The sequence below is a fragment of the Phaeobacter sp. HS011 genome, from assembly GCF_018101215.1.
GTDB classification, from domain to species: Bacteria; Pseudomonadota; Alphaproteobacteria; order Rhodobacterales; family Rhodobacteraceae; genus Phaeobacter; species Phaeobacter inhibens.
The window spans coordinates 114,402-140,647 of record NZ_JAGEUF010000010.1 but is presented as its reverse complement, the minus strand read 5'-3'; the positions used below and the strand labels follow the sequence as shown (position 1 = coordinate 140,647).

The window sequence follows — 26,246 nt, the reverse complement described above, 5'->3', positions numbered from 1 at the left end:
ACCTCCGCCACCGGCACACGTTAGGTCAGCGATAACGACACAAATAAAGGAGACGATAAGATGAGCGAAGCGCTCTCAGTTGTACCCAGCCGTGATGATGTTGCCACCGGTGTCCGCGATACTTCTGTCATCGCCAGCGGCATTGCCGATGTGTTGGCCGACACCTACCGCCTTGTATTCAAAACCCACGCCTATCACTGGAACGTCGAAGGTCCGGCGTTCTATTCGGTTCACAAACTGACCGAAGAACAATACGAAAATATGTTTGCTGCCGCCGACGATCTGGCCGAGCGTATCCGGGCTCTGGGCCATCTGGCGCCGTCCAGTCTTGCCGATATCGTGAACCGGTCGAAGCTGGAGGACAAACCCGGCGGCCTGACCGCTGCGGAAATGGTTGAAGACCTTGCGCACAGCCATGAGCGCGTGGCGCATCGGCTGCATGCTCTCGCTGAACTGGCTGGTGACCGCAAAGACATCGTGACCGAGGATCTGGCCACCGCGCGTTCAGCATTTCATGAGCAGGCGGCCTGGATGCTGCGCGCCATTGCCAAGGGGTAACACTGCCCGGCCCGGTGACAGCTGCATCAACGGTTGGCGACCTTCCCGCGACCGGCCTGTCACCTTTCCATAAATACTCAAAAGCAATAGCCGCCTGTCTCCAGGCGGCTATCAGAGCTCAAGCATCGGGCGTTGATCAGGCTTTGAGCGTCTCGGTCGATGAGAAGAACATCGCCTGGCTCACAGCCGAACGGACCTGATCCTCTGTATATGGCTTTGAGATCAGGAACGCAGGCTCTGGTCCCTCGCCGGTCAGCAGCCGCTCGGGGAAGGCGGTAATGAAAATGACGGGACAGTCGAAATGCGCCGCCAGAATCTTGTTCACCGCGTCGATGCCACTGGAATTGTCCGCCAGCTGGATATCCGACAAGATAAGGTCGGGCGTTTCCTGCTGCGCGAGTTTCAGCGCGGCATCTTCCGTGCGGGCGATGCCCGTGACGCGATGGCCCATATCCGACACGATACCTTCAAGATCCATGGAGATGATGGCTTCATCCTCAATGATCATAATGCGGCCGGAGGTGGATTTAGACATCTCCTGATAGGCGATCTTGACCAGCTCTCCCGCTTCTGCGGCGCTGATATCCATGACCTGTCCCACTTCGGCGGTGCTGAAATCTTCGATCGTGTGGAGCAGCAACGCCTCGCGGGTGTTGGGCGTCAGCCTGCGCAAATGCTTCTGCGCCTGTGTCTCCAGCCCGTTGTCGGGCTCATCCATCTCCAGCGGGGCCCCGCTGGAACTCCAGATAATATGGAAAGCGCGAAAAAGGGCCACCTTGGCCTTCAGCTCCGGCTCGAAACGATCAGGCTCGGCCAGGATCGCCTCCAAAGTAGCAAGGGCATAGGTGTCACCGCTTGTCTGGCTCCCTGTCAGCGCACGGGCGTAACGACGCAGAAATGGCAGGTTAGACCCAATCTGATTAGCAAGAACTTCTCCCGTCGGGGCGGTCATTTGATATGTCCCTTTTTTTCTGAATACATATGGAACCATACGCTCGGTAACTGCGTTTGGTTCCAGAGCCTACGTAAAAAAATATAGTTGGATCGTATGGAAAAGCACAAGGCAACCGAAACACGCAGCGATGCGGTCGAGCGAGAGATCGATAGCAATCTCAAGAAGGCCTTCGATACGTTGGCCTCCGAACCTATTCCTGATCGCTTCGCCAACCTGCTGGATCAGCTCAAGGCAAAGGGTTCAGAGCCCGCGAAATCCTCGGGTAATGGCGCCGGTGACACCAATGAGTGACCCAAGAGACGAGCTGGTCGACCACCTCGGTGCCATGCGCGCCTTTGCCATCAGCCTGACCCGCAACACAGCGATGGCCGATGATCTGGTGCAGGACACATTGGTGAAGGCCTGGACCAATATCGAAAAATTCGAGGAAGGCTCCAATATGCGGGCCTGGCTCTTCACGATCCTGCGCAACACCTATTATTCTCTGCGCCGTAAGCGCCGCCGCGAGGTCGAGGACGCCGACGGGGTCCTGTCCGAACAGCTGTCACAGAAACCCGACCATGATGGACGCCTGAACATGCGTGACTTCAACACGGCATTTGCGCAGCTGAACGATGAGCAGCGCGAGGCGCTCGTGTTGGTCGGCGCAGGCGGCTTCTCTTATGAGGAGGCGGCGGAAACCTGCGGTGTCAAGGTCGGCACGATCAAGAGCCGCGTCAATCGCGGGCGTGCGCGACTGGCTGAACTGATGCACCTTGACGAAGATGAGCCGATGGAGCTGACGGATACCGTCACGGCTGGCATCGTGTCGCGGCAAAGCGTGGCATAACATGAGGTTGGGGCGGGCACTGGCCGGCGGTCTGTTTTTCAGGCTCGCCGCTCTCATGACCTTGGCCCTGTTGCCGTTGGGCATGATTGCCATCTATCAGACCTATTCAGTGATAGACGAGGCCGCACGATTGTCGCGCGTCGCCATTCTGGCGCGGGCAGAGAATGCGGCCTTGGCGGAGCGCGAGCTTCTGCAGCGGACCAACGGCGCTGCGGAGGCGCTCAGTGCGATAGCGCTTCCACTCAGCGATCAGCCCGATGCATGCAATGCGATGATGACGTCGTTTGTGGCAGAGCAGGCGGCCTATTCCTTCGCGGGCCTGTATCGCCCGGATGGGCAGCGGGTCTGCAGTTCAGGCGGGGGGCAGGCGAGTATCGCCAATACACCGATCTTCCAACGCGCCCTGTCCCGTGACACGCCGTCTTATGGCGTTGGGCGGAATCTTGACGGCAGCGATGGATTTGAGCTGTCCCTCACACGCCCCATTGAAGAAGCGGGCAGGGCAGTAGCCTATCTCGTTCTGGCAATCCCGAACCGGCTGACCAGCAGTTTCTTCACCGATGACTGGAAGCTGGAGGGGATCCGCTTCGCCACGATCAATGAGGAGGGCGACGTTCTGTCTGCCTCCGAACCTCGGTCCGAGGCCGGGTTGATCCTGCCACAGACATCACTGCGCGAGGATCTGATGGCGCGATCCGGCGAGACATTTTTTGCGGTGTCAAACGCGGGCGAGGAACGTTTCTTTGCAGTGAGCGATATTATCCCGGGCCAGATTGCGGTTGTGGGCAGCTGGCCCGCAGCGCAGGCCAAGATGGCCACCGGCGCCGGCGGCTGGGTCTTCACACTGGCCTTTCCGGTGTTGATGTGGCTGGCGGGTATGGTTGTCGGGGTTTTTGGTCTGCACCGTCTGGTGATCCGCCACCTCAGCGATCTGCGCGCGGCGATGCGGCGCTACGCCTTGGGCGAGCGCAAGCAGGCGCAACTGGAGCTGATCAACCCGCCACGTGAATTCGCCGAGGCGCAGCAATCCTTCAACCGGATGGTGCTGATCCTCAGCAAGGCGGAGGAGCGCCGTGAAATTGATCTGCGCGAGAAGACCATTCTCCTGCGCGAGATCCACCACCGGGTGAAGAACAACCTTCAGCTGATCGCCTCCATCATGAATATGCAGGCCCGGTCGGCGCGGTCAGATGAGGCGCGTACGGTGTTGGCGCAGCTTCAGCGCCGGGTGCGCGGGCTGGCGGCGATCCACCGCTCTCTGAACACAAATCCGGACGTCACAACCGTCGATGCGGCTGAGCTGATTACCGCCCTTGCAAAAGAGGTCGCGGCCATGTCGCTCGGCTCTGATGCGGTTGTGTCCATCGAAACCAAGCTGGAGACGGTTCCGCTCAATCAGGATGATGCGGTAAACCTGTCCATGCTGGTTGCCGAGGCGCTGACCAACGCGGTCAGATATGCCGGTGAGGCTGAGGACGGACGGCGCGTGGTTCAGGTCTTTTTCACCGAAGAAAAAGACGGTATGTGCCGTCTTGCAATCCACAATGCGTTGGATCCGCAGTCCGGGCTGGCACATGAAGACCGCCATTTCACCAGCGGGCTTGGCGCGCGGCTGATCAAGGCCTTTGTTGCCCAGCTGAACGGCGACGCCAAGGTTACGGAAACTGAGACCGAGTTTACCTACGAGGTCGTCTTCCCGCGTAGTGATGACACCGCAGCGGCGGCGATTGCGGAACAAAAGGGTGCAAATGACAATGCGGACCTCCGACACACCGGGTGACGCGACCGATTCAGAGGTTTTTGAAGTTCTGGTAACGGCGGCGCAGGCGTGGCCCGCGTTTGAACGCGCAGTGCTGGGCGCTAAAAAAGAGGTGCGTGCCAGTTTCCGTATTTTCGATTTCTCGACCGCTTTGCTCAGCCCCGAAGCCCGCGCCATCGGCGAAACATGGGCCGATCTGGTTGAACATGTCGTGGCACGGGGTGTCGATTTTCATCTGGTGATCAGCGATTTTGACCCGGTCATGGGACAGGAGCTGCACCAAAAGACCAAGCGCAGTGTGGCTCAGGCGCAGGCTATTGCCGCACGGCTGGCCCGTCGTGCCACCAATGATCCGGTGGGACATCTCCAGGTCGAGGGTGCAATGCATCCGGCGCGCGCGGGCCTTCTGCCGCGCCTTGCCTTTGGTCCTTTCGTCAAGATGAAGAAGACGCAGAACCTCGACCATAGCCAGTCCTCCCCGTCGGAGGATGCCCCAGGCGATGAGGTCCTCCCGGAGGTCCGCCCCGTCACCCATCACCAAAAACTGGCGGTGATTGATGAGCGTCTTCTGTATGTCGGCGGGCTGGATCTGAATGATCGGCGCCGCGACACGCTGAAACATGATCTGCCATCGCAGGAGACCTGGGCGGATGTGCAACTTCTGGTCAGCGGCCCCGAGGCGCGGGAGGCGGCCCATTACCTGCGTCATTTCCAGCGCTATGTCGCCGGAAAAGAAACACCGCCAGAAGGACAGCTCATTCGGCGCACGATCTCTGCGCCGCGCCGCTTCGGGTTCTGGGCGGTATCACCCCGTACGGTCCTGCGCGAGATCGAAGAGGATTATCTGGCCGCTTTCGAACGGGCAGAACGCCTGATCTACCTGGAGACCCAGTTCCTGCGGTCCAGCGTGCTGGCTGATGGGCTGGCCGCCGCCGCCAAACGCAACCCGGATCTCTCACTGATATTGGTTCTGCCAGCGCTGCCGGATGATGTGGCGTTTGAGGGCAATCGCGATCTGGATGCGCGCTACGGCATGGCGTTGCAGGGGCAGGCTCTGGAGACGGTGCAGACAGCCTTTGGCGCGCGGGCCACAATCGCAAGCCCGGTGCAGCCATTTCTGGCGGAGCGCGAAGCGCCATCGGTTCTGGCAGGGTCACCCGTGATCTATGTGCACAGCAAGGTTCTGATTGCAGATGATAGTTTTGCGATGATCGGATCCGCCAATATGAATGGGCGATCAATGCGCTGGGATACGGAGGTGGCGCTTCGGATCACAGACAAGCAGCGCGTCGCTAAAACCTGGCAGGCGATATGTGCCCATTGGTGGCATCGGGAGCAGATGCCGGCAGAGGCCCGCGCTGTCGAGGCAGCAGCAGATTGGTGGCACCGTGAGATTCAGCGCAACGGCGTTCGCCTGCCACAGACCCGCAGCGGATTTCTGGTGCCGCATGATCCGCAGAAGATGGCGGATTTGCACCAATCGCTGCCGGGCGCGACCGAAGATGTGGTGTGATGGCAGCCACTGAGCCTGACGCCCCGCCCGGGTTGTGCGGCTCAGCCTGTCGGGTTCTCTTCGCCCTGTAGTCTGCGCGCCTCCGCCGAGGAGCGCAGCAATTGCCCGATCCAGAGCATCACTGGCAAGGCGACGATAGCGCCGACGGGTCCCCAGATCCACAGGCCGAAAACAATGGCAAGAAACACCACCAGCGGGCTTAGATGCAGTTGATGGCCGACAAAGGCTGGCGTCACAAATTGTGCCTCAATCAGATTGAGCGCCAAAAACAACGCCGGTGGCATCAGCGCTGCGGCCCCGCCCAGCTGTGTCATCCCAACAAAGGTCAGCCCTGTGATCATCATCAATGGCCCAAGGTAGAGGATGAAGTTCAGCAACATCGCCGCGAGCCCCCAGATCAGCGCGCTGTTAATCCCAAGGGTCGCGAGGCCAATTGCGGTGGCGACGCCCAAGCCTGCGTTGACCAGCGTCACAGCCGCAAAATAGCGCGCGACCTCATGCTCCGCGCGATAGAGCCGTTTGCCAAGTGATCCGGCCGCCGCGTAGATATCGGTCCGCGTCAGCACGAAAAAGAACAGCGTTCCGATGAAGATGAACACCTGCGCGCCAAAGTTCGGGGCCACCCACAGCGCATCCATCAGCGTCGGAAAGCCGGTGCTGACATCAGGTCCCGCCGCGCCGGTGCCGACCGTCTGCTCAATCTCCTGACTGATCGCCTCAATCCCGCGCAGCAGGCCGGACATCATGTAAACCCAGCTTTTTATTTCCTGTTTGATCTTTGGCAGATCTTCGACCACGCCGGATATCAGCGGTTCGAGCGACAGGAACAGCAGGACAATAATGGCGCATGAAAACAGCAACAGACTGGCTGCGACGATCACGCGCGCAACGCCAATCCCCTGCAGCCGGTCGGCAAGCGGAGAGACCACGATCCCGACGACTACCGCGAAAATAACAGGCGCAAGAACGGGTTTTGCGAAAAAGAGCGCAAGGCCAAGTGCAAGGGCTGTCACGATGAGCAGCATGATACGTGTTGCCCGGTCAGAGAGCATGGAATTCAACATTGGCAAAGGCCTTGTTCAAAGAGACCCCCTCCGTCCCTGACAGGGCGAAGGGGGTGTGTGGCCAGATCAGTTGAGCGAGGCATGTAGAGCGTCGCGCCCTTTACTGACCTGTTCGTGCAGGGCGGTTTCGCCCTTGTTGGCAAGACTGCGCATCTCCTGTTGCAGGATGTCGCGGGCCTCCGCCATCAACGCATCGCGCTTTTCACCTAGGAGCGCATCTTCCTGCCGGGTCTGCGGCAGCAGCGCTGCAGCGATGGCACCAAGGCCGAAGGCCAGCCCTCCGGCCACCAGAGGTTGGGCAGCGACGCCCTCCTGCGAGGCCCGGCTGAGTTTGGCAGCGCGGCGCTCCAGATCTTCCTGAATATGGATCGCGGCCAGACGCGCCTTGCGGATTTGCTTGCGGGCCTTGGGCGGCAACCTGTCCAGCCCGTCATCCAGAGCGGCGCGCAGGCGTTTGGCGCTTGGACCTTTGCTCGCCACTGGCTGTATCGCCCGCGTCGCAGGCGTCCGGGTTGGCGTATTGGGTTGCGGGCGCGGGCCGGGCTCTCGGCGCTGACCCGCGCCGGACATCAGCAGCGCAATGCCGGTGCCCACCAGGGCCAGTGCGGCCGGGTTGGCCCGCGCAGTTGACAACAGCTGCTGCGAGATTTCGCCGCCATAGTGCGATGCGGTGGCCGAGACCTGCGTGGCAATACGATCAGGCGACAGGCTGACAGCCAGCGTATCAAGAGATTTGGACAGGGCCACGCGGTCGCGGGCCACGTCGCTTTCAAGGTCGGTCAATTCAGATGTCTCAGGCATGACGTGTGGTCTCCTTCAGGGTCTTCAGATCGCGCTGGACGTTGCGCAGGCTGCGGTCGGGCATCAGGGCGGCCGGGGACAGACGGTTGACGCCCAGCATGACCAAACCAACCGCCAGCGCGATCAGCGGCCCGCCGACGATCAGCGCGGCGGTGCCGACGCTCAGGCCAAGGGCGGCGATTGCTGCGACCAGAGCGGCGGCCAGCACATGCAGGCCCACGATGGCCAGCACAGCGCCAACGGCAATCATCGCAAGCGCCACGCCCGCGCGGGAGAGGTTGCGGGACATCTCGGCCTTCATCAGGCGGACCTCATCCTGCATCAGTTGCGACATCTGCTTCAGCACGGTCACAATGATGCCCGGTGCCTCGGAGGGGCTGGCTGCTGTATTCTGCTCTTTCATTATGACGCCCTCCGTGTGGCGCCGTGGGCAGATACGTTGCCGGTCTCGCGTGCCATGGCACTGCGGTCGGTGTCGTCGCTGCTGGCCGAATATGCGTGGCCCGCCTCATGGGTGCCCCAAGGATCATCGGTGACGTCATCTGCCGAAGTTGCGGCGCGGTCCTCTTCGGGGGCCGTGGACTTCAGGAACCGGGTTGCAGCGAAGCCAAGCAGCGCCGCCCCACCAAGAAACAGCATCGGGTTCTTGCGGGCAAAATCACCGGTGTCGCGGAGCACCTTGTCGAGATCGGCAGTCCGGACTTTATCTGCGAATTGCTCCAGGCCCTGTGCAAGTTGTTGCGCCGCCTCGGCCTGAAAAGACCCCTGCGGAAGTTCGGAGGCTGCGGCATCCGCTGCGCGGGCCACTGCGGCGGCTTCACCTGCGGCCTGTGCCTGAGCCTCTTCGGCGCGGGCGCGCGCCTCGCTTCGCAGCGTATCCTGCGCCTGTTCGGCCAATTCGTTGGCATGGTGCTTGGCCCGCTCAATCGGGTGCGGGGTGGTGCTGTGATCAGTCATTTGCCTCTCCTGTTTTGTCTGGATGGCTCATGCTCTCAACGCCGACTGTGGCGGTTGGTTCCCGATCCTTTGCTCAGTTGGCGGGCGCAGCCAAGACAACTGTCAGAAGATCTGGCACGGGGCGCCGGTGGTGGCGCGGGAGAAAAATTTCCGGGAACCAAGCCAATATCGGCACGTTGGTTAGGCGACGATACCGCAACGATAGGAGCACGCTATGAATCAGGACCAGATCAAAGGCAATTGGGCGACCCTGAAGGGTAAATTCCACGAAGCCTATGGCGAGTTGACGGATGATGAGGTGGAGCAAGCCAAAGGCGACCGCGAGCAGCTGGTCGGCCTGTTGCAAACCAAATACGGCAAGGCCCGCGAAGAGGCGGAGCGTGAATTGGATAAATTCTTCGCCTCTGTTTGACCGAGGCGGCATCGACGACAGCAATAGCTGACAGCAGCAAGGGGAGCGGGCCGATGCCCGCCCTCCACGCAAGCCTTGGAACAGGCGCGAGCATATAAATAAAGGATTTCAGCCGTGGCACGACAGACCGAAACAAAAGACGACGCGATTTCTCAACTCTGGCATCAGCTGGAAAAACGCCGCACCTCCATGCTGGCTGTGCGCGACAGCGAGCAGCACCCGCAGCCGATGACTCATTTCGCCGATGTTGAGAATGGCGCGATCTGGTTCATCAGCTCATCCGATAGCGATCTGGTAAAAGCGACCGGCCTTGGCGCTGATGCACAGCTGACCTTCGTATCGGATGGTCAGGACTATCACGCCAGCGTGCGTGGCCCGATTGAGGTCTCCAATGACCCTGATAAGCTGGACGAGCTGTGGAGCTTTGCGGTTGGTGCCTGGTTCGAGAAGGGGCGCGATGATCCAAAGGTGACGCTCTTGAGAATGACGCCACGTGAGGCGGCCGTCTGGGCCTCTCAGGGCAACGCGGTTCTGGTTGGTCTCAAACTGCTGCGCGCCAGCATGAGCGAGACCGAAGGCCACCCTGACGTCGGGGTGCACCACGTGCTGCAGCTCAACACCTGATCTGCTGACAATTCCTGCATACAAAGCCAATAGAAAAGCGCCGCTTCCGTATGAAGCTGCGCTTTTTATCACGCAATGGCATCGTTCTGATTGAGGCGCATCGCTGATCAGCGGGCGCGCGGACCAAAGAGCAGCCAGCAGATAAAACCGAAGATGGGCAGGATCAGAACAAAGACCACCCAGATGACTTTTTTACCGGTGCCAGCGTTGGACCCGACAATCGATACGATTGCCCAGATCGACAACAGCAGGACAATAAGCCCGCCAATTCCAGCATATTCTACCATCGATTATGTCTCCCTATCGCGGAATACTACAGACTGCGTCTGATGTGATCAGCCGTTGCGCAAAGCCTTGATCAGTTCGTCCTTGTTCATGGTCGAACGCCCCTCGATCTCAAGCTCGCGGGCGCGCTCCATCAAATCGTCCTTGGTCCAATCCTCATATGGGGGGGCTTTGCCGCCTTTTTCAGAGGGGGCCATGTTGTCGTTGGCCTGGGCATTGGCGATGGCTGCCGCTTTGGACTTGCTGTAGCCCTTGTCGCGCAGGGCATCATAGGTGTTATCACTCTTGATCGATGTTCTGTTGGTTTCCGCCATGGGATGCTCCTTTGTCTCAGTGGCAACGCAGAGACGTGAGCGATTGTTCCGCGAAAATGCGGGTCCGCATGGCTGCACCGCGCAGGGTTTATTCCGCCTTCTGACCCTCACTCAGCAGATCGCCGCCGCCATCAGGGGCGTTGCGTTCACGGATGGCGGCTTCCTCATTGGCGTCTTCAACCCGCGCCGGATCTGAGGCGGCTGGCAGCGGAGTCTCAGTCGCGGCAGGACCGGTATCTGCCGCAGGGGCGCTGTGTGGCTGATCTGCGACCGGCAGAAGACTGGCCGCTGCATTGGCATCGACGCGCAGGCGGTAGATCGGTTCCGGCAGGCCAAACCCATTGCTCTCCAGAGCGGTCTTGGCGGTGCGGATCGCCTCGCCGCGCGCCTTCAGGAAGCTGCTGCGCGTCTGGTCGACCCAGCCGGTGAAAGTCAGGATCACGTTGGAATCGCCCACTTCCTTGACCCAGGCGCCGACCGACGGATCGCGCAGCACGAAGGGCAGCGATTGCAATGCGTCGACCGCCGTCGACAGCGCAGCCGCCAGATCGGCGTCGGCATCAACACCCAGTTCAAACTCGAACCGCCGGTTTGCATCGCGGGTATAGTTGACGATCCGCCCCTTGAAGACGGTCGCATTGGGGATGCGGATATGGTTGCCCTCCGGCGAAATCAGAATGGTCGCACGCGAGGTCAGCCGGGCCACGGTCCCCATATCGCCTGCGATCTCGACAAAATCATTCGGCCGGAAGGGTTGCCGCAGGCTCAGCAGGATCGAGGCGATGAAATTCTCCACCGTGTCACGCACCGCAAAACCCACGGCCAGACCTGCAACACCCGCAGCCCCCAGAACCGCGCCCAACAACGCGGTCGCATTAAGGATATCCAGTGCCACCACCAGTCCCAGAATGATGAATGCAATGCGGGCAACGGCGCTGTAGACCTCTGCGATGAACGAATTGGGCGCCAGACGCTGCCAGATCCGCAACCGGGTGGTGACCAGCCAGCCAAAGGCGGAGATCATCACAAAAACCAGCATCGCAACAAAGAAGATCGGCGCATTGGCGATGATATTGCGCGTGCGTTCCTTAAGTCTGGAAAGGGCGGAGTCCAGCCGCTCATCAAGCCGACCGTTGACCAAGGTCTGGTTCTCGATCGCCACAACGCCGTCTATCCGCTCAATCATGGTGGTGAGCTGGGTCTGGCGTGCGTTGTCCAGAACCTCGCCCGCAAGGGTCACCACACCATTGGAGACCGAGACACCGACTTTATCAAAACCGTCGATCTCCCCCAGAAGTTCGACGATCCGGCGGCGGATCTGCGAATCCGGGGCCGCTTTGCCGTCCAGTTGGATCGCACTGTCAGTCTGAACCGGTTCACTGCTGGTCTGGGCTGTTGCCAGTACGGGCATCCATAAGACCACCAACAGGGTTGCTGTCGCCAGGACGTGCAGGAGCATCTGCTGAGCGCGCCCGGGGCAGCTGATGCACGCCACGGTAGGGCGCGCGCCCAATGCTGCGTTTAATGGGCGGCGGTCAGGGCAGTCAGGCATTGGCATCCTCGGTCTGGGGCGCATCTGGAACATGTCGGCAGCTGATCAAAGCCAAGGCGGGCTGCCGTACCGCAATGGTTCTGTGACTTCAGGGCAAGGTCAACCGCAGACAGATGCCGATGTCACGATAAAATTTGCACGCTCTGCCTCAAATGCAAAAACACCCCGCCAGAACGGGTCTGACAGGGTGTTCCGGCGCAGCTGATTTACTGCGCTTCCTGAGATTCTTCGGTAATCGCGTTGCCGAGATCGGAGACGTCACGGCCGAACCCTTCGGTGGTTTCGCAGGCGGCCAACCCGGCCAGGGCAAGAGCAGCAATGAAAAGTCGCATATCAATTTCCTTTCGTTTCGCGGCGCTGGGCCGTCTCCAATCCGGAATATTTCCCGGTCTTATGCACGCCAGTCTGCGACCAGCGGAAGGATGGGGCGCGGGCAGGTGCCCGGTCGCGGCCCCGGTTGGCCCCGATCAGCCGGGGCCCGTCCCGTCTCATCACGGGGTTGCGCTGGGGTAACGTTCCGCATCAGGAAACGGTTCCCGCAGATGTGGCGGGTTCCTTGAGAAAACGCAGACGGGTTTGGCACTGAAGCTTGGCTCGTGGGTCTGAACAGGCGGGCCGAGGCGCAGATGCCACGGAACTACGGCGGGCCGAACACGTTTTGCCCGTGAACCAACTGCGCGCCGCTGAACAGGAGCCTGCACAGAATGACCGCCGAAAACCAACCCGTTGCCGAGATGATCGACGCCACAACAGAGCTGCTGGAGGAAGACAGCATCAGCGTGGCAGACGTTGTGGAGGATCTGGGCCATTCGTCAATGTCGGCGACGCTGCTTCTCCCTGCAATGGCCGTTGTGTCCCCTCTCAGCGGGGTGCCGCTGTTTTCGACCATCTGCGGGATGCTGATCTTCCTGATTGCGGGGCAGATGGCATTGGGGCGCGATCATCTTTGGTTGCCGGATTGGCTTCGCAGGCAGCGGGTCTCCTCTGGCCGCGCGCGAAAGGTCTTGGGACCGATGCGCCGCATGGCGCGGTTTCTGGATCGTCACACAGAGGCCCGTGTCAAAATCCTGCTGCGTCAGCCTTTTTTGACTGTCCCGCGGGTGATTTGCGCGCTTTGCGGGCTGGCGATGCCCTTTCTTGAGCTGGTGCCGTTCAGCTCCTCGACACTGGGAATCGTGGTCAGCAGCCTCGCTGTTGCGATGTTGACCCGCGACGGGTTGGTAATGCTGGTAGCCTTGCTGTTACTGACGGCGGCGTGCGTTGGCCTGCCGTATCTGTTGATCTGATGTCAGGTTATCCGGGCATCAGATGGCGCCGCCGCACCTGTGTCGGGCGGCCGGGGATGGATATATCCGCATCGCCGCGCGCGCTCCGGCTGATCACCTTGCCCTTGGCCACGACGGCAAGGCGCGCAGGCCGCAGACGCAGTGCCTCGGTCGGGGTGGCGGCATCCAGCACCACCAAAGACGCGCGATCGCCTTTCTTCAGGCCATAGCCGTCCAGCCCCATGATGGCGGCATTGCTCTCGGTTACCATGGTGAAACACTGTGCCATCTCATCCGGGTGGGTCATCTGCGCGACATGCATCCCCATGAAGGCGACATCCAGCATGTCGCCGGTGCCAAGGCTGTACCACGGATCCAGCACACAATCCTGACCCCAGCCCACCGTGACGCCATGGGCCAGCAATTCCTTCACCCGGGTCAGTCCGCGCCGTTTGGGAAAACTGTCATGCCGCCCCTGCAAGACGATATTGATCAGCGGATTGGGGATGGCCGCAATCCCGGCCTCGGCAATCAGCGGCAACAGCTTGGAGACGTAGTAATTGTCCATCGAGTGCATGGAGGTGAGGTGACTGCCCGCAACCCGTCCCTGCAACCCGTGGCGCAGCGTCTCCTGCGCCAGGCTTTCGATATGGCGAGACAGCGGATCATCGGTTTCGTCACAATGGATGTCGACCTGTAGCCCCCGATCCGCCGCTATTCGGCAGAGATCGCACAGAGACTCCGCGCCGTCCTGCATGCTGCGTTCGAAATGCGGGATGCCGCCCACCACATCGACGCCCATGTCCAGCGCGCGGATCAGATTCTCACGCCCGTTTTCTGCCCGGTACAACCCGTCCTGCGGAAAGGCGACCAATTGCAGGTCAATATAATCCTTAACCGCCTCGCGGACCTCCAGCATCGCGGTCACGCCCCGCAGGTGGTCGGGGGTGGTATCCACATGGGTGCGGATTGCCAGCAACCCCATGCTGGCTGCCCAGTCACAATAGGTGAGCGCGCGGCTGACCATATCCTCGACACTGGCCTCCTGGCGCAGATCTCCCCATAGGCTGATCCCCTCCAGTAGCGTGCCAGAGGCATTCACCCGCGGCAGCCCGTAGGACAGCGTCGCATCCATGTGAAAATGCGGGTCGACAAAGGGCGGCGCGACCAGATCACCGCTGGCCTCGATGGTCTCCCCGGCTGTCGCGTCAATGGACGGCGCCACCTCGGTGATCGTGTCACCGGTGATGCCGATATCCGCGACAGAGCCATCGGGCAGGGTGCCGCCCTTGATCAACAGATCCAACATCATCTTTCTCCCTTGTTGAATGGCACCATCAGCGCGGCGGGCACCTCGGCGCGGCGCGACATCAGGATCAGCGCCAGTATCGACAGAATATAGGGCAGCATCAGGAACAGCTGATAAGGCACCACCGCGCCGATCCCGGTCTGTTGCAGGCGGATCTGCAAGGCATCAAATGCGGCAAAGAGGATCGCACCCAGCACCGCCTTACCCGGTCGCCACGCGCCAAAGACAACCAGCGCAATGCAGATCCAGCCGCGCCCGTTCACCATATCGAAGAAGAAACTGTCAAAGGCCGAGAGCGTTAGGAACGCGCCACCAACCGCCATAAATCCGCTGCCCACCACCACCGCGCCCATGCGGATCGCGGTCACTGACAGCCCCTGCGCGGCCACTGCCGATGGGTTTTCACCCGCCGCGCGCACCGCCAGCCCCAGCGGCGTGCGATACAGGGTGTAGGCGCAGAGTGCCGCCAGCACAAAGGCGGCATAGGTCAGCGGTGTCTGGGAAAACAGCGCCGGGCCGAGTAGCGGCAGGTCTGATAAAAACGGGATTTCATAGGGCTGAAACGCCTCGATCTTGGGCGGCGATGACACCTCCGGCAGCACCACGCGGTAGGTGTAAAAGGTCAGCGACGTGGCCAGCAGTGTCAGCCCGATGCCCACCACATGCTGCGACAACCCGAAAGGCACGCTGAGCGTCGCATGCAGCAGGCCAAAGGCCATGCCGGTCAGCAGCGCCACACCAACCCCACCCCAGAGCGGCAGCCCGGCCCAGACCGCGATCCAGCCGGAAAAGGCGCCAGCGACCATGATCCCCTCAATCCCGAGGTTCAGCACCCCCGCGCGTTCGCAGATCAGCTCTCCCAACGTGGCAAATATCAGCGGCGAGGCGATGCGGATCGCGGCGGCCCAGAAGCTGGCAGAAAGCAGGATTTCAAGGATATCCATCTCAGTCCCTCCGCAGCCGGAATTTGCTCAGAAGGATCGCCAGCACCATCAGCAGCAGGGCAGAGGCCAGCATGATATCGGCCAGATAGCTGGGAACACCTGCGGCGCGGCTCATACTGTCCGCTCCGACAAAAATCGCGGCGACAAACAGCGCTGCAAAAACCACGCCAATTGGATGCAACAGCGCCAGCATGGCCACAACAATGCCCGTGTAGCCAAAACCGGGGCTGAGATCGAGTGTCAGAGCGCCTTTCAGGCCTGATACTTCGGAATAGCCCGCCAATCCGGCCAGACCGCCAGACAACAGCGCGGTTTTCAGGATCACCTTTGTGACTGGGATGCCCGCAAATCGCGCGGCTTCGGCATTCTGGCCAACTGCGCGCATCTCATAGCCCAGCGTGGTGCGGGTGTTGATCACCCAGATCACCAAAGCCGAAATAAGCGCCAGCGCAAACCCCCAGTGCAGCCGCAGCCCGTCCACCACGCGGGGCAGCCGCGCGTCGGCGCTCAGCCGTGGTGATTTTGGCCAACCCATGCCCATCGGATCCTTCAGCGGCCCTTCCAGAAGGTAGGAGACGAACAACAGGAATATGAAGTTGAACAGCAGCGTTGTAACCACCTCATCCACCCCCAGCCGTGTCTTCAACAGCGCAGGCCCCAGCAGCAGCACCGCCCCCGCGATCAGCGCCGCCGCGCCGAGTAGGGGCAGCAACAGCGGCGCAGGCAGGTTTAGCGCGCCGGTGCCGAGAACAACGGTGATCACAGCCCCCGCATAAAGCTGCGCCTCGGCTCCGATATTCCAGAGCTTGGCACGAAAGGCGACGGCAATGGCGAGGCCGGTAAAAATCAACGGGGTGGCCCGGTTCAGCGTCTCAAGCAGCGCAAATTTCGACCCGAACGCCCCAGTCAGGATCAGGCCGAAAATCGACAGCGGCTCTCCGCCCGCGATCTGTGCCAGCAGCGCGGCAAGGGCAAAGGTCGCCAGCAGCGCCAGCGCAGGCGGCATCAGCCGCCGCTGCCAGCTCGGTGCGGCAATCGGTTCAAGCCGCATGGCCATCCTCCGTCTGTGGGGTCTCAAAGCCATGACCAGCCATCCAGGCCCCCAGTTCTTCTGGCTGTTTGGAACCTCGGGCGAACCCGGGGCTCAGGCGTCCTTCGCTGATCACATGGATCACATCAGAAAGCTGCATGATCTCGTCCAGATCCTCGGAAATCAGCAGAACCGCCGCCCCACGGGCGCAGGCTTTGGCCAGCTGTTCATGTACATAGGTGACCGCTCCGATATCCAGCCCGCGCACTGGCTGGTTGGCCAGGATGATCTGCGGCGATTGTTCCAGCACACGGCCAAGGATCAGTTTCTGCATATTGCCGCCTGACAGCAGCCGGATGCGGGTGTCGGGGCCGGGACAGCGCACGTCATAGCCTGTGATCACAGTCTTGGCGAAGTCACGCGCGGCCCGCCAGTCGAGCCAGCCCCGGTGGCTGAAACGGGTGACATAGGTTTCAAGGATCGCATTCTCCGTCAGATCGAAATCCGCGATGGTGCCTGTCTTGTGACGATCTTCTGGAATGCGGGCGATCCCGGCGGTGATGGCCTCACGCGGGGACCAGCCTGCCGGGGCGGCGCCGTTCAGGGTCAGACTGCCGGACTGCGGCGTGATCAGGCCCGAGACCAGATCAGACAGCGCGGCCTGTCCATTGCCGGACACCCCGGCCAATCCGGTGATCTGACCCGCCGCCAGATCAAGCGAGACATGCTGCAAACCAGGGCTGGCCCCGGCGCTGGGTGTGGTGACATCGCGCAACTGCAACAGGGCAGGGCCGGGTGTGTTGGCGGCAAATTTTGCAGGCACCACATCGGCACCGACCATCAGCGCAGCCAACGCGTCACTGTCTGTATCTGCGGTCTGCCGTTCGGCCACCAGCTTGCCATGGCGCAGCACCAGAACCCGGTCGGAAATCGCCATCACCTCATGCAGTTTATGCGAGATGAAGATCACCGAAAGTCCCCGGTTGATGGCTTCGCGCAGGGTGGCAAATAGCGCGTCGGATTCCTGTGGCGTCAGGACTGCTGTGGGTTCGTCCAGAATGAGGATCCGTGCGTCCCGGTACAGCGCCTTTAGGATCTCAACCCGCTGACGCTCGCCAACGGTGAGCCGCGCAACCTTCGCGTTGGGATCGACCTTCAGATGAAACTGCTCGGCCAGCGCGCGGATGCGGGCCTTGGCCGGTCCTGCCCGCAGGCCCAGCCCCAGCAGCGGCTCCACACCAAGGGTGATATTCTCCCAGACCGTCAGATTGTCCGCCAGCGTGAAATGCTGATGTACCATGCCGACGCCGCCATCCAAGGCGGCGCGTGGCGCACCGGGCGGCAGGGGGGCGCCGAACAGCTCCACGCCGCCTGTATCGGCCGTGTACTGACCAAACAGAATATTCATCAGCGTGGTCTTGCCCGCGCCGTTTTCCCCAAGCAAGGCAATGACTTCACCCGGAAACAGGTCAAAGCTCACGTCATCGTTCGCGGTGACGCTGCCAAAGCGTTTGGTGATGTTCTGAAGGCGCAGCACCGGGGTGAGACCCGGTGCCTGTCCCATTTTATCGGACGCCATTGGCGGCCTCCCGTCAGGAGGACGCAGGCTCAGCGTCGTTGATTTCCACCTCGTAGGAGCCATCCTTGATGGCCGCTGTGCGGCTGGCGATCAGATCCAGCGCTTTCTGCGGAATCTTCCCCTCAAAGGTGCCAAAAGGTGCCAGTGATGCGCCACCTTCCTTCATGAAGGAATAGACGCCATAGTCTGCCGCAGTGAAGCTGCCATCCCGTACCTTGGCAATCGCGGCATTCAAAGTTGGCTCAAAATGCCATAGGGCCGAGGCCGCCACCGTGTCGGGGTAGTCGCCCTGCGTGTCGATCACATTGCCAATGGCCAGAACGCCCTTTTCCTTGGCCGCATCTGAGACGCCAAAGCGTTCCGCATAGAGCATGTCCGCGCCGTTCTCGATCATCGCAAAGGCGGTTTCCTTGGCTTTGGGCGGATCGAACCAGCTGCCGATGAAGGAGACCTGGAATGTGATATCGGGGTTCATCTCCCGTGCACCTGCCATGAAGGCATGCATCAGGCGGTTCACCTCAGGAATGGGAAAGCCGCCAACCATGCCGATATTGCCGCTCTCGGACATGGCCCCGGCCACAATGCCAGACAGGTAGGACGCATCCTGAATATAATTGTCGAACACCGCCAGATTGGGCAGCGCCGGGTCTTCTTTGAAGGAAGACCCCATCAGGAAGGCCACATCCGGATAATCCGCTGCCACCTCGCGGGCCTCCGCCTCCACGCCGAAAATCTCACCGATGATCAGCTTGTGGCCCTGTTCGGCATATTCACGCATCACCCGCGGGTAATCGGTGTTTGAGGTGTTCTCGGAGAATGTATAGGTGATGTCGCCACGGTCCTTCGCGGCGAGGGCGGCAACATGAATGCGGCTGACCCATTGCTGTTCGACGGGCACCGTGTAGATGCCAGCGACTTTGATCGGTTCTGCGGCGTGCCCCTGCTCAGCCAGCGAAGCGCCCAACCCAACGGTCAGCGCGCCAGCCGCGCAGCTGAGCAGAAATTGGCGGCGCGACATCCGCGCGCGGGTCTTGGTCGATGTCATGTCATTTCCCCCTGTCGATGGCCCTGCGATGTTGCAGGCTCTTTTTGGAACGTCGCCGGTCGTGCCCGCGTGTCGTCGACGCTAGGGGGTCGGTCGTGACCCCGGCAATACGCGCCATATGTTCCGCAGGGGAAACTATAGGGGCGCGCTTCTCTTTTCGGCAAGGATGAATTCAAACATCAAAATTTGTGCGGTATTTGAACGGCTTGCCTGAGGTGATCTGCTGCCATCTGATGTCCGGCGCGGGGTGCATTGCTTTGCCACGACCGGACCGATATCCCTGAAGCAGACCCGCCCTCCGGCGTGGCCGTCACCGAACGAGGAACTTATGACACAGATCGAACGCCATCATATTGGCACGCGTATGAGCAAAATCGTTAAACATGGCGAGACCATTTACCTGTGCGGTCAGGTTGGTACTGCAGGGGCCAGTATCGCCCAGCAGACGCAGGATTGCCTCGACAAGATTGACGCGCTGCTGGCAGAGGCAGGCAGCGACAAATCCCGCATGCTGCAATGTACGATCTGGCTCTCGGATATGGCCAACTTCGCAGCGATGAACGAGGTGTGGGACGCTTGGGTGCCTGAGGGCGCGGCCCCGGCGCGGGCCTGTGGCGAAGCCAAGCTTGCGCGGCCTGAGCTGCTGGTGGAAATGATCGTGGTCGCCGCTGCCTGACGTCTGAAACTGCAAAAGGCCCCCGATGCGCGGGGGCCTTAAGTGTCTGTTGTCGCCGCAGCCCTAACGCCGCCGCAGCAGCCAGATGAAGAACACACCGCCCACCAGCCCGGTGACCAGCCCGATCGGCATATCCTCCGGCGCCATCAGGGTGCGGGCGGCGATATCGGCGGCGACCAGGAACAGCCCGCCAAACAGCGCCGAGACCGGCAGCACCCGGCGATGATCACCGCCGACGATCAGCCGGGCCACATGTGGCACGATCAATCCGACAAAGCCGATCATGCCGGAAAACGCGACCATCACCCCGGTGATCAGCGCACCGACGCAAAAGGTCATCAGGCGAAACCGCGCCACCGGGATGCCCAGCGTGGTGGCAGTCTCGTCCCCGACTGTCATCGCGTTGAGATCGCCGGAGCGGGACCAGAGCCAGCCGCCGCAGAGCACCAGCACCACCAGAGGATAGGCCAGATGGCTCCACTGGGCGAGGCCAAGCCCCCCCAGCATCCAGAAGACCACTGTATGCGTGGCGCGCGGATCTCCGAGGAAAATCAGAACATTGGCCCCTGCCATAACCACAAAGGAGACCGCCACTCCCACCAGCACCAGCCGGTCGGCGGTGGTCGCCTCGGCAAAGCGGGAAACAGCCAGCACCAGCGCCGTGGCCGCAAGGGCGCCGACAAACGCCAGCAAGGGCACGGTCAACAGTCCCAGAAACAGCCCAGTATGCAGCAGCGCCAGAATCGCACCAAAGGCGCCGCCAGCGGAGATGCCCAGCAGATGCGGATCGGCCAGCGGATTGCGGGTCACCGCCTGCAGACTGGCCCCCACCATGGCAAGCCCGGCGCCGACCATCATCGCCAGCAGGGCGCGGGGGAAACGGATGTCCCAGACAATCGCGGCCTGTCCCTTGCTCCAGCTCGCGTCGAAGACACTGTCTGCCGCAAACGCCGATCCGTGGGTCAGCTTGTGGGCGATAATGCCCCACACGGAGGTGAGCGGAATGCCAACTGCGCCTACAGAGACGGCAATCGACAGGGTCAGGGCCGTCAGCACGGCCCCGCCCAGTATCCAGGCCAGCCGCCCGCGCAGGCGCCGCCGGGCGCGCGCGCTCAGGCGCGGCTCAGTTGCGGGATGTGCGTGGGCGGTGGACATATCAGTTGCTTACCGCATGCGCCTGCGCCGCGTCAAAGCTGGTTGCCAACGTCTTGATTGCGCGGATATTGCGCGGGCCAGGCGTGGCTTCGACATACTCAAGGGTCACGAAACGGTCATTCTTTACCGCGTCGATCTCTGCAAATGCAGGGTTGCTGCGCATGAAGGCGCGTTTTTCCTCGGCGGTGACCGACCCGTAGTTCACGATGACGATCACCTCAGGATTGCGCTCGACCACGGCTTCCCAGGTCACAGTGGCCCAGCTTTTTTCCAGATCATCCATGATGTTGCTGCCGCCCGCCGCCTCGATCAGCGCGGTGGGCATGGCGTATTTGCCTGCGGTGAACGGCGTGTCCTCGCCGCTATCATAGACAAAGACGCGCAGCGGATCGCTGGCTTCGGGACGATCCTTGGAAAAGGCGGCCAACTCATCCTTGTAGCCCGCAACCAGTGCCTCCGCGGTTTCTTCAACGGCGAAAATCCGGCCAAGGTTCAGCAGGTCGTTATACATGTCATCCATGCTGACCTTTGCCTTTTCACCAATGTGAATGCAGCTCTCGGTCAGCTCATAGACCTTGATATCAAAGGGGGCGAGGGTTTCTGGCGTGACCTCACCGCCCACCTTCATGCCGTAGTTCCAGCCGGCAAAAAAGAAATCCGCATCGGCGCCGATCAGCACCTCCTTGGAGGGGTATTTTGCCGACAGTTCCGGCAGTTCGGCAACGCCAGCACGCATCACCGGATCCAGGGTCTTCCAGCCGGAAATCCCTGTGTAGCCCACCATCCGGTCGGCCAGCCCCAGCGCCAGCATCATCTCGGTCAGATTGACGTCATTGGAGATGGCACGCTGCGGCGGTGCATCAAATGCAACGCTGCGGTTGCAGCTCTGTACCGTGGTCTCTGCCTGCGCCACCGGCGCGAGGGAGACGGCAATAACACCGGCGGCGAGCAGCTGCGTCACTGTTGAAAAACGGGCAGTCATAGTCAGGGATATCCTTATGAAACAGGGAGGTGAAAGGTCAGGTGATCCTGCCCGGAGGGGGTCAGGGTTTCGCGTCTGGCAGCGACGTTGAAGACCCGACTAACGGTGTCCTCGCTCAGTACGTCATGGGGCGTGCCAAAGGCCAGCTGGCGGCCCTCGGACATCAACAGGATTTCATCACAGGCGCCGGCTGCGATGTTGAGATCATGCAGGCTGGTGACAATGGTCACATCCAGATCCCGGATCAGGTCCAGCACGTCCAGCTGATGGCGGATATCCAGATGGTTGGTTGGCTCATCCAGCACCAGAAGTGAGGGTTCCTGCGCCAGTGCCCGCGCCACCATGACCCGCTGACGCTCGCCACCCGACAGGGTGCCGAAGGCCCGGTCAACCATGCTGTAGAGATCGAGACGGTCCAGCATCCCCTCAATGATCGCCGCATCGCGCGCGCCCGGTGTCGCAAACCCTGAGCGATAGGGCGCCCGTCCCAGGGCAACGATCTCCGCCACGGTCAGGGCAAAATCGGTAGGTTGTTCCTGCAGCACGGCAGCAACGCGCTGCGCTGCAGCCTTTGGAGGCAGGGCCCAGATATCACTGTCACCAACCTCAACCTTGCCGCTGCGCGGCTGGTTGAAGCGGTAAATCACCCGCAGCAGGCTGGACTTTCCGGCACCATTGGGGCCAACAACACCCAGCACACGGCCTGCATCGAGGTGAAAGCTGATTGGCTGCAGGATGAGCGGCGCCGCACGGCCCGGCCCCCAGCTGACATCTGTAACGGTGAGTGAGGCTGCGGTCATTCGGCAGGCTCCATGGGCGCGGTTGTTTTTGCCGCTTTGGCTTCTATCGGGGCCACGGGGAACAGGGCCGGGATGCGCGACAGGGTGGAGCGGCGCAGTTTGCCGGGACGATCAACCGAGCTGCACCAGCCGTCCGCCAGCAATTTGTAGAGATCGGAAAATTGCAGAATATCCGCCAGATCGTCCTGAGGGGTGAGGTCGCCAAACACATAGCTGGCTTTGCCCTCGGCCTGAAATCCGACAGTACAGGGGTGGCTGCATCCCGCCATGCAGGCGACACCTGCCACCTCCACCACGGTCTCGCCGCGCTGGTCAAGCGCGTCGCGCAAGGCGTCAATCAGCTGCGGCCCCGGACGGGTGCCGGGGTCTGTCCCTTTGCAGGATGTGCACACCAGAATACGGTGCCGTGCTGTCCCGTCCATAGCGCCCTCCGCGCAATCCGGTCAGGGGAGCAAAGGGGGAAGGGGACCAGCCACGCGTGAGTGTCGTGCCGTATCATCCTGCCCGCCGGAACACCCCGTCCGGTCCAATAGGTTTCCTGTGGATGGCAGGTCTCCTGACTTGCGGGTTGCTGCGGGCCTCGGCCTTCCCGGCCCAAGGGGCCAGTGGTCTATCGAGGTCGCTCACCGCTCACAGTTGCGGGGGCAGTCGCGGATTTGGCGCCTTTTGGCTACACCACACCACGTTCCCTTTTCATCCCGTGACCGCTTTGGGGCCGTGGGAACCATCTGCGACTTTGGGTAGATTTCTCACCAGGGTTTGTAAAGGAAAAATCATCACAGCTGCGCGGCCGGTCGCACGCTGGTGCTGCCTCTCAGGGGTCTTCGGCAGCGATCAGTTCACCATTTGGGCTGAGCCGGGGGCGCGGCAGGTGCTGCAGCAGCGACGCGACACGCTGGCGGCAGTGTTCTCCGGCCCAGTCATTGGGATGAAACCGGGGCGGTAGATCCGGATGCCGCAGCACCACACGCCGCCAGCGATGCACGATCAGGGTGCGCAGCGTGGCGATCTGTGTCGGGTCAAGGGCATCTGAAACACGGCTTGTCGCCGGCGGTTTGACGCCGCTCAAGGTGCTGTCGAGCCGGGCACAGGCCAGTTTCAGGTCCTCTGGAAACAGCCGCTGACGCAGCCAGTCAGGCACTGACAGATCCGGATGGTCGACCACCAGAAATTGGTCCCGCTCCCGTGGCAGGGGGCCATGGCCCAGCACCGTAGAGCGGTTGACGGCAACATAATTTGGCTGCTGCAGCAGGGCGTCCAGCGCGCCGCCTTGCCCGTCCTGCGCTATCAGCAGGTGCCAATCCTCGGGGGCGAGTGTCGTTGGAGCATAGATGCGCGGGGTGACAGCAGCGGATTGGCTGCGGCCCATCGGGGTCAGGAAATGCACCGACGCGCGGCCTGATCGCGTGCTGTCGATCCAGCCGTCCTTGCGCAGCCGGTGCAATGCAACGCGGATCGCCTCCGGCTTGATCCCCATCGGGGTGATGATCCGGGTGAGGGCGCTGCCGCCAATCTGGTCCCCGTCCCGCTGCGCCAGATCTCCAAAGAGCGAGACAATAATCGACCAGACCCGCTGGTTCTGCGGGTCGCTAAGGGCAGTTACGGTGGTGTCGAACCAGGAGGTCTGTGCGTCTGTCATATATAATAGATAAGTCGCCCGGCCCGGATAGGCCAGACCGGACGACCGTCTGATGACAGGGCCCTATCAGAACGCGTTCATGGTCAGCAGCTCATATTCGGCGGCAATTTCATCATCCTGATTGGTCAGGGTGACATGCCAGCGCACCTCGCCGTAGTCTTCGTTGCGGGGTGTCTTCTTCTTGACGGTCAGACGCACCTTGATGCTGTCGCCTGCAGAAACAGGCTTCATGAACCGCAGATTGTCGAGCCCGGTATTGGCCAGCACCGGCCCCTCATCGGGTTGCACGAACAGACCGGCAGCAAAGCTGATCAACAGATACCCATGGGCCACACGACCGGGGAAGAACGGGTTCCGCGCGGCAGCTTCGTCATCCATATGGGCGTAGAAGGTATCGCCCGTGAACTTGGCGAAGGTCTCGATATCCTCCAGCGTGATCTGGCGCGCAGCACTGTGCAGGGTTTCTCCCAGTTCCAGATCGCCGAATTTGCGGGTAAAGGGATGCACCTTGGCGGCGATCTCAGCGCCACCCGGCACCCATTTTTCCCCAATCGCCGACAGGATGTCGGGCGAACCCTGAATGGCAGTGCGCTGCATATAGTGTTTGACGCCGCGCACGCCGCCCAGCTCTTCGCCGCCGCCAGCACGACCCGGTCCACCATGCACCATATGGGGCAGGGGGGAGCCATGGCCGGTTGATTCCTTCATCGAGTCGCGGTTGTTGAAATAAAGCCGCCCGTGGTAGGCGCCTGCTCCCAGCGCCACCGCGCGGGCCACCTCTGCGTCATGGGTGATGACGGAGGCCACCAATGACCCTTCGCCGCGATTGGCAAGCGTGATGGCGTGATCCAGATCGCGGTAACCCATGATGGTTGAGACCGGGCCAAACGCTTCGGTGTCATGGACACGCTGCGCCTTGTCCGGATCGGTGCAATGGAACAGCATCGGCGGCACAAAGGCGCCTTTTTCGGCATCGGCGCCATCAACGGAGAAGTTTTCCGGATCGCCAAAGACGCGCTCGGCTTCCTGGCCGATGATCGCGGCCTTCTCCAGCACGTCGCGTTTCTGGCTGTTCGAGACCAGCGCGCCCATGCGGGTGGTTTCCAGGCGCGGGTCGCCAATCTGGGTCTTTGCCAGCCGCGCCGACAGGGCTTCGATCACCGCCTCCACCTGCGCGTCCGGCGCGATGATACGGCGGATGGCGGTGCATTTCTGACCCGCCTTGGTGGTCATCTCGCGGCTGACTTCCTTGACGAACAGGTCAAACTCCGGCGTACCGGGAACCGCATCCGGGCCGAGGATCGAGGCATTCAGACTGTCCTGTTCAGCCACAAAACGAATGGAATTCTCCAGAATCACCGGGTTTGCCCGTAGCTTCAGCGCAGTCTGCGCAGAGCCGGTGAAGCTGACTACATCCTGCATCGTCAGATGGTCCAGCATGTCGCCAAGGCCACCGGAAACCAGTTGCAGGGCGCCCTCAGGCAGGATGCCCGACTCCAGCATCAGCCGCACCGCCAGCTCGGTGACATAGCAGGTGGCAGTGGCCGGTTTCACAATGGCCGGAACACCGGCCAGCAGGGTCGGCGCCAGTTTCTCCAGCATCCCCCAGACCGGGAAGTTGAAGGCGTTGATATGCACCGCAACCCCTTGCAAAGGCGTACAGATATGTTGGCCAAGGAATGTGCCGTTGCGCGACAGCTGCTCAATATCACCGTCCAGATACACATGGGCATCCGGCATCTCGCGCCGCCCCTTGGAGGCAAAAACAAACATGGTGCCAATGCCGCCGTCAACGTCGATCATGTGGTCGGCCTGCGTGGCGCCGGTGTTGAAGCTCAGATCGTAGAGCGCTTGTTTGTGCTGGTTCAGATGCCCCGCCAGGGCCTTCAGCATGCGGGCGCGGTCGTGGAAGGTCAGTTTGCGTAAAGAGGGACCGCCCACCGTGCGGGCATAGTCCAGCATCCCCTGTACACCCAGCGCATCATTGCCCGCCTGAGCAAGGGGCGCGCCTGTGATTGCGCTGGCAATGCTGCGCGCACCTGCACCCGGTGCAATCCATTGGCCAGCGGCAAAGCTGGAAACATCAAGAAGGCTCATGGGTGGGATCCTTTGCGTCTGGACCGGGACATGCACGGTCTGAATATGAGAAGTCGCAAATATATTGACCAACCGGTCGGTTTATGCAAGATCTTTGTTAAC

At 61.4% G+C, this 26,246-nt stretch carries 29 protein-coding genes and 1 riboswitch; of the genes, 9 read left to right on the top strand and 20 right to left on the bottom strand.

Going from position 1 to position 26,246, the window contains the following annotated elements:
• The first annotated feature begins 60 nt into the window (after window positions 1-60).
• Window positions 61-558 (top strand): Dps family protein, encoded by a 498-nt coding sequence (locus J4721_RS17555; protein WP_211003266.1) that lies wholly within the window; start codon window positions 61-63, stop codon window positions 556-558.
• Window positions 559-694: 136 nt separating this feature from the next.
• Here the strand turns inward: J4721_RS17555 and J4721_RS17550 are convergent, their stop codons facing one another.
• The gene (locus J4721_RS17550) at window positions 695-1,510 is read right to left on the bottom strand and encodes a response regulator (RefSeq protein WP_014875608.1); all 816 of its coding nucleotides are present in this window, start codon (window positions 1,508-1,510) and stop codon (window positions 695-697) included.
• Window positions 1,511-1,606: 96 nt separating this feature from the next.
• On the opposite strand from J4721_RS17550, the gene J4721_RS17545 reads away from it, so the two are divergent.
• From J4721_RS17545 to J4721_RS17530, 4 genes are read left to right on the top strand one after another with little or no spacing between them, the layout of a single operon-like run.
• Window positions 1,607-1,804, top strand: a complete 198-nt coding sequence (locus tag J4721_RS17545) for a NepR family anti-sigma factor (RefSeq protein ID WP_027246372.1) — start codon at window positions 1,607-1,609, stop codon at window positions 1,802-1,804.
• Window positions 1,797-2,342, top strand: coding sequence for an RNA polymerase sigma factor (locus J4721_RS17540; RefSeq protein ID WP_211003267.1), 546 nt, complete (start codon window positions 1,797-1,799; stop codon window positions 2,340-2,342). The genes J4721_RS17545 and J4721_RS17540 overlap by 8 nt, the downstream gene beginning before the upstream one ends.
• Window positions 2,343-2,397: 55 nt before the next feature.
• Entirely contained in the window at window positions 2,398-4,122 is a 1,725-nt protein-coding gene (locus J4721_RS17535) for a sensor histidine kinase (RefSeq protein WP_247656188.1), read from the top strand.
• Window positions 4,097-5,614 carry a phospholipase D-like domain-containing protein gene (locus J4721_RS17530; RefSeq protein WP_211003332.1) on the top strand — a complete coding sequence of 506 codons (1,518 nt, stop codon included), beginning with the start codon at window positions 4,097-4,099 and terminating at the stop codon, window positions 5,612-5,614. The genes J4721_RS17535 and J4721_RS17530 overlap by 26 nt, the downstream gene beginning before the upstream one ends.
• Window positions 5,615-5,655: 41 nt before the next feature.
• Here J4721_RS17530 and J4721_RS17525 read toward each other — a convergent pair whose 3' ends face one another.
• The 4 genes from J4721_RS17525 to J4721_RS17510 form a co-directional block, all read right to left on the bottom strand.
• Window positions 5,656-6,678, bottom strand: coding sequence for an AI-2E family transporter (locus J4721_RS17525; protein WP_211003269.1), 1,023 nt, complete (start codon window positions 6,676-6,678; stop codon window positions 5,656-5,658).
• Window positions 6,679-6,744: 66 nt separating this feature from the next.
• The gene (locus J4721_RS17520; RefSeq protein ID WP_211003270.1) at window positions 6,745-7,479 is read right to left on the bottom strand and encodes a hypothetical protein; all 735 of its coding nucleotides are present in this window, start codon (window positions 7,477-7,479) and stop codon (window positions 6,745-6,747) included.
• Window positions 7,472-7,882 (bottom strand): phage holin family protein, encoded by a 411-nt coding sequence (locus J4721_RS17515; protein WP_014880909.1) that lies wholly within the window; start codon window positions 7,880-7,882, stop codon window positions 7,472-7,474. Before J4721_RS17515 ends, J4721_RS17520 begins: the two co-directional genes overlap by 8 nt.
• Window positions 7,882-8,436 (bottom strand): hypothetical protein, encoded by a 555-nt coding sequence (locus J4721_RS17510; protein WP_027246377.1) that lies wholly within the window; start codon window positions 8,434-8,436, stop codon window positions 7,882-7,884. The genes J4721_RS17515 and J4721_RS17510 overlap by 1 nt, the downstream gene beginning before the upstream one ends.
• 214 nt (window positions 8,437-8,650) lie before the next feature.
• Here J4721_RS17510 and J4721_RS17505 point away from each other — a divergent pair, with 214 nt between their 5' ends.
• A complete protein-coding gene (locus tag J4721_RS17505; RefSeq protein ID WP_014875600.1) occupies window positions 8,651-8,848 on the top strand; it encodes a CsbD family protein in 198 nt (65 codons plus the stop codon).
• A 114-nt stretch (window positions 8,849-8,962) separates the two neighbouring features.
• Window positions 8,963-9,472 (top strand): pyridoxamine 5'-phosphate oxidase family protein, encoded by a 510-nt coding sequence (locus tag J4721_RS17500; protein ID WP_102873681.1) that lies wholly within the window; start codon window positions 8,963-8,965, stop codon window positions 9,470-9,472.
• Between the two features lie 107 nt (window positions 9,473-9,579).
• On the opposite strand, the gene J4721_RS17495 is transcribed toward J4721_RS17500, so the two are convergent.
• The 4 genes from J4721_RS17495 to J4721_RS17480 all read right to left on the bottom strand — a co-directional run bounded on the left by J4721_RS17495 (window position 9,580) and on the right by J4721_RS17480 (window position 11,955).
• The gene (locus J4721_RS17495; protein ID WP_044040830.1) at window positions 9,580-9,759 is read right to left on the bottom strand and encodes a PLDc N-terminal domain-containing protein; all 180 of its coding nucleotides are present in this window, start codon (window positions 9,757-9,759) and stop codon (window positions 9,580-9,582) included.
• 48 nt (window positions 9,760-9,807) lie between these two features.
• Window positions 9,808-10,071, bottom strand: a complete 264-nt coding sequence (locus J4721_RS17490; protein ID WP_014875598.1) for a Rho termination factor N-terminal domain-containing protein — start codon at window positions 10,069-10,071, stop codon at window positions 9,808-9,810.
• An 88-nt stretch (window positions 10,072-10,159) separates the two neighbouring features.
• Window positions 10,160-11,530, bottom strand: a complete 1,371-nt coding sequence (locus tag J4721_RS17485) for a mechanosensitive ion channel family protein (RefSeq protein ID WP_247656187.1) — start codon at window positions 11,528-11,530, stop codon at window positions 10,160-10,162.
• Between the two features lie 299 nt (window positions 11,531-11,829).
• Window positions 11,830-11,955, bottom strand: coding sequence for an entericidin A/B family lipoprotein (locus tag J4721_RS17480; RefSeq protein ID WP_027246383.1), 126 nt, complete (start codon window positions 11,953-11,955; stop codon window positions 11,830-11,832).
• A 372-nt stretch (window positions 11,956-12,327) separates the two neighbouring features.
• On the opposite strand from J4721_RS17480, the gene J4721_RS17475 reads away from it, so the two are divergent.
• Window positions 12,328-12,909: an exopolysaccharide biosynthesis protein gene (locus J4721_RS17475; protein WP_211003272.1), complete on the top strand. Its 582-nt coding sequence runs from the start codon at window positions 12,328-12,330 to the stop codon at window positions 12,907-12,909.
• Between the two features lie 7 nt (window positions 12,910-12,916).
• Here J4721_RS17475 and J4721_RS17470 read toward each other — a convergent pair whose 3' ends face one another.
• Genes J4721_RS17470 through J4721_RS17450 form a run of 5 tightly spaced genes read right to left on the bottom strand, consistent with a single transcriptional unit; the run spans window position 12,917 to window position 18,795 of the window.
• The gene (locus tag J4721_RS17470) at window positions 12,917-14,197 is read right to left on the bottom strand and encodes an amidohydrolase family protein (RefSeq protein ID WP_211003273.1); all 1,281 of its coding nucleotides are present in this window, start codon (window positions 14,195-14,197) and stop codon (window positions 12,917-12,919) included.
• Window positions 14,197-15,141, bottom strand: coding sequence for an ABC transporter permease (locus tag J4721_RS17465; RefSeq protein WP_014875594.1), 945 nt, complete (start codon window positions 15,139-15,141; stop codon window positions 14,197-14,199). Before J4721_RS17465 ends, J4721_RS17470 begins: the two co-directional genes overlap by 1 nt.
• A 1-nt stretch (window position 15,142) precedes the next feature.
• Window positions 15,143-16,192: an ABC transporter permease gene (locus J4721_RS17460; protein ID WP_014880902.1), complete on the bottom strand. Its 1,050-nt coding sequence runs from the start codon at window positions 16,190-16,192 to the stop codon at window positions 15,143-15,145.
• Complete coding sequence (locus J4721_RS17455; protein ID WP_211003274.1) at window positions 16,182-17,750, bottom strand: ABC transporter ATP-binding protein; 1,569 nt, start codon at window positions 17,748-17,750, stop codon at window positions 16,182-16,184. The genes J4721_RS17460 and J4721_RS17455 overlap by 11 nt, the downstream gene beginning before the upstream one ends.
• A gap of 13 nt (window positions 17,751-17,763) precedes the next feature.
• Window positions 17,764-18,795: a BMP family protein gene (locus J4721_RS17450; protein WP_102859127.1), complete on the bottom strand. Its 1,032-nt coding sequence runs from the start codon at window positions 18,793-18,795 to the stop codon at window positions 17,764-17,766.
• A gap of 328 nt (window positions 18,796-19,123) precedes the next feature.
• On the opposite strand from J4721_RS17450, the gene J4721_RS17445 reads away from it, so the two are divergent.
• Complete coding sequence (locus J4721_RS17445; protein ID WP_061049934.1) at window positions 19,124-19,471, top strand: RidA family protein; 348 nt, start codon at window positions 19,124-19,126, stop codon at window positions 19,469-19,471.
• Between the two features lie 63 nt (window positions 19,472-19,534).
• Here the strand turns inward: J4721_RS17445 and J4721_RS17440 are convergent, their stop codons facing one another.
• The 6 genes from J4721_RS17440 to paaZ all read right to left on the bottom strand — a co-directional run bounded on the left by J4721_RS17440 (window position 19,535) and on the right by paaZ (window position 26,144).
• Window positions 19,535-20,626, bottom strand: coding sequence for an iron ABC transporter permease (locus tag J4721_RS17440; protein WP_014875589.1), 1,092 nt, complete (start codon window positions 20,624-20,626; stop codon window positions 19,535-19,537).
• Between the two features lies 1 nt (window position 20,627).
• Entirely contained in the window at window positions 20,628-21,608 is a 981-nt protein-coding gene (locus tag J4721_RS17435; RefSeq protein WP_211003275.1) for an ABC transporter substrate-binding protein, read from the bottom strand.
• A gap of 14 nt (window positions 21,609-21,622) precedes the next feature.
• Window positions 21,623-22,408, bottom strand: coding sequence for an ABC transporter ATP-binding protein (locus J4721_RS17430; RefSeq protein ID WP_211003276.1), 786 nt, complete (start codon window positions 22,406-22,408; stop codon window positions 21,623-21,625).
• A complete protein-coding gene (locus J4721_RS17425; protein WP_211003277.1) occupies window positions 22,405-22,830 on the bottom strand; it encodes a DUF1636 domain-containing protein in 426 nt (141 codons plus the stop codon). The genes J4721_RS17430 and J4721_RS17425 overlap by 4 nt, the downstream gene beginning before the upstream one ends.
• Before the next feature lie 106 nt (window positions 22,831-22,936).
• A riboswitch (cobalamin riboswitch) is annotated at window positions 22,937-23,152 on the bottom strand.
• Window positions 23,153-23,222: 70 nt separating this feature from the next.
• Window positions 23,223-24,047, bottom strand: coding sequence for a PaaX family transcriptional regulator C-terminal domain-containing protein (locus tag J4721_RS17420; protein WP_211003278.1), 825 nt, complete (start codon window positions 24,045-24,047; stop codon window positions 23,223-23,225).
• A 66-nt stretch (window positions 24,048-24,113) separates the two neighbouring features.
• Window positions 24,114-26,144: a phenylacetic acid degradation bifunctional protein PaaZ gene (gene paaZ, locus J4721_RS17415; protein WP_211003279.1), complete on the bottom strand. Its 2,031-nt coding sequence runs from the start codon at window positions 26,142-26,144 to the stop codon at window positions 24,114-24,116.
• Window positions 26,145-26,246 lie beyond the last annotated feature (102 nt).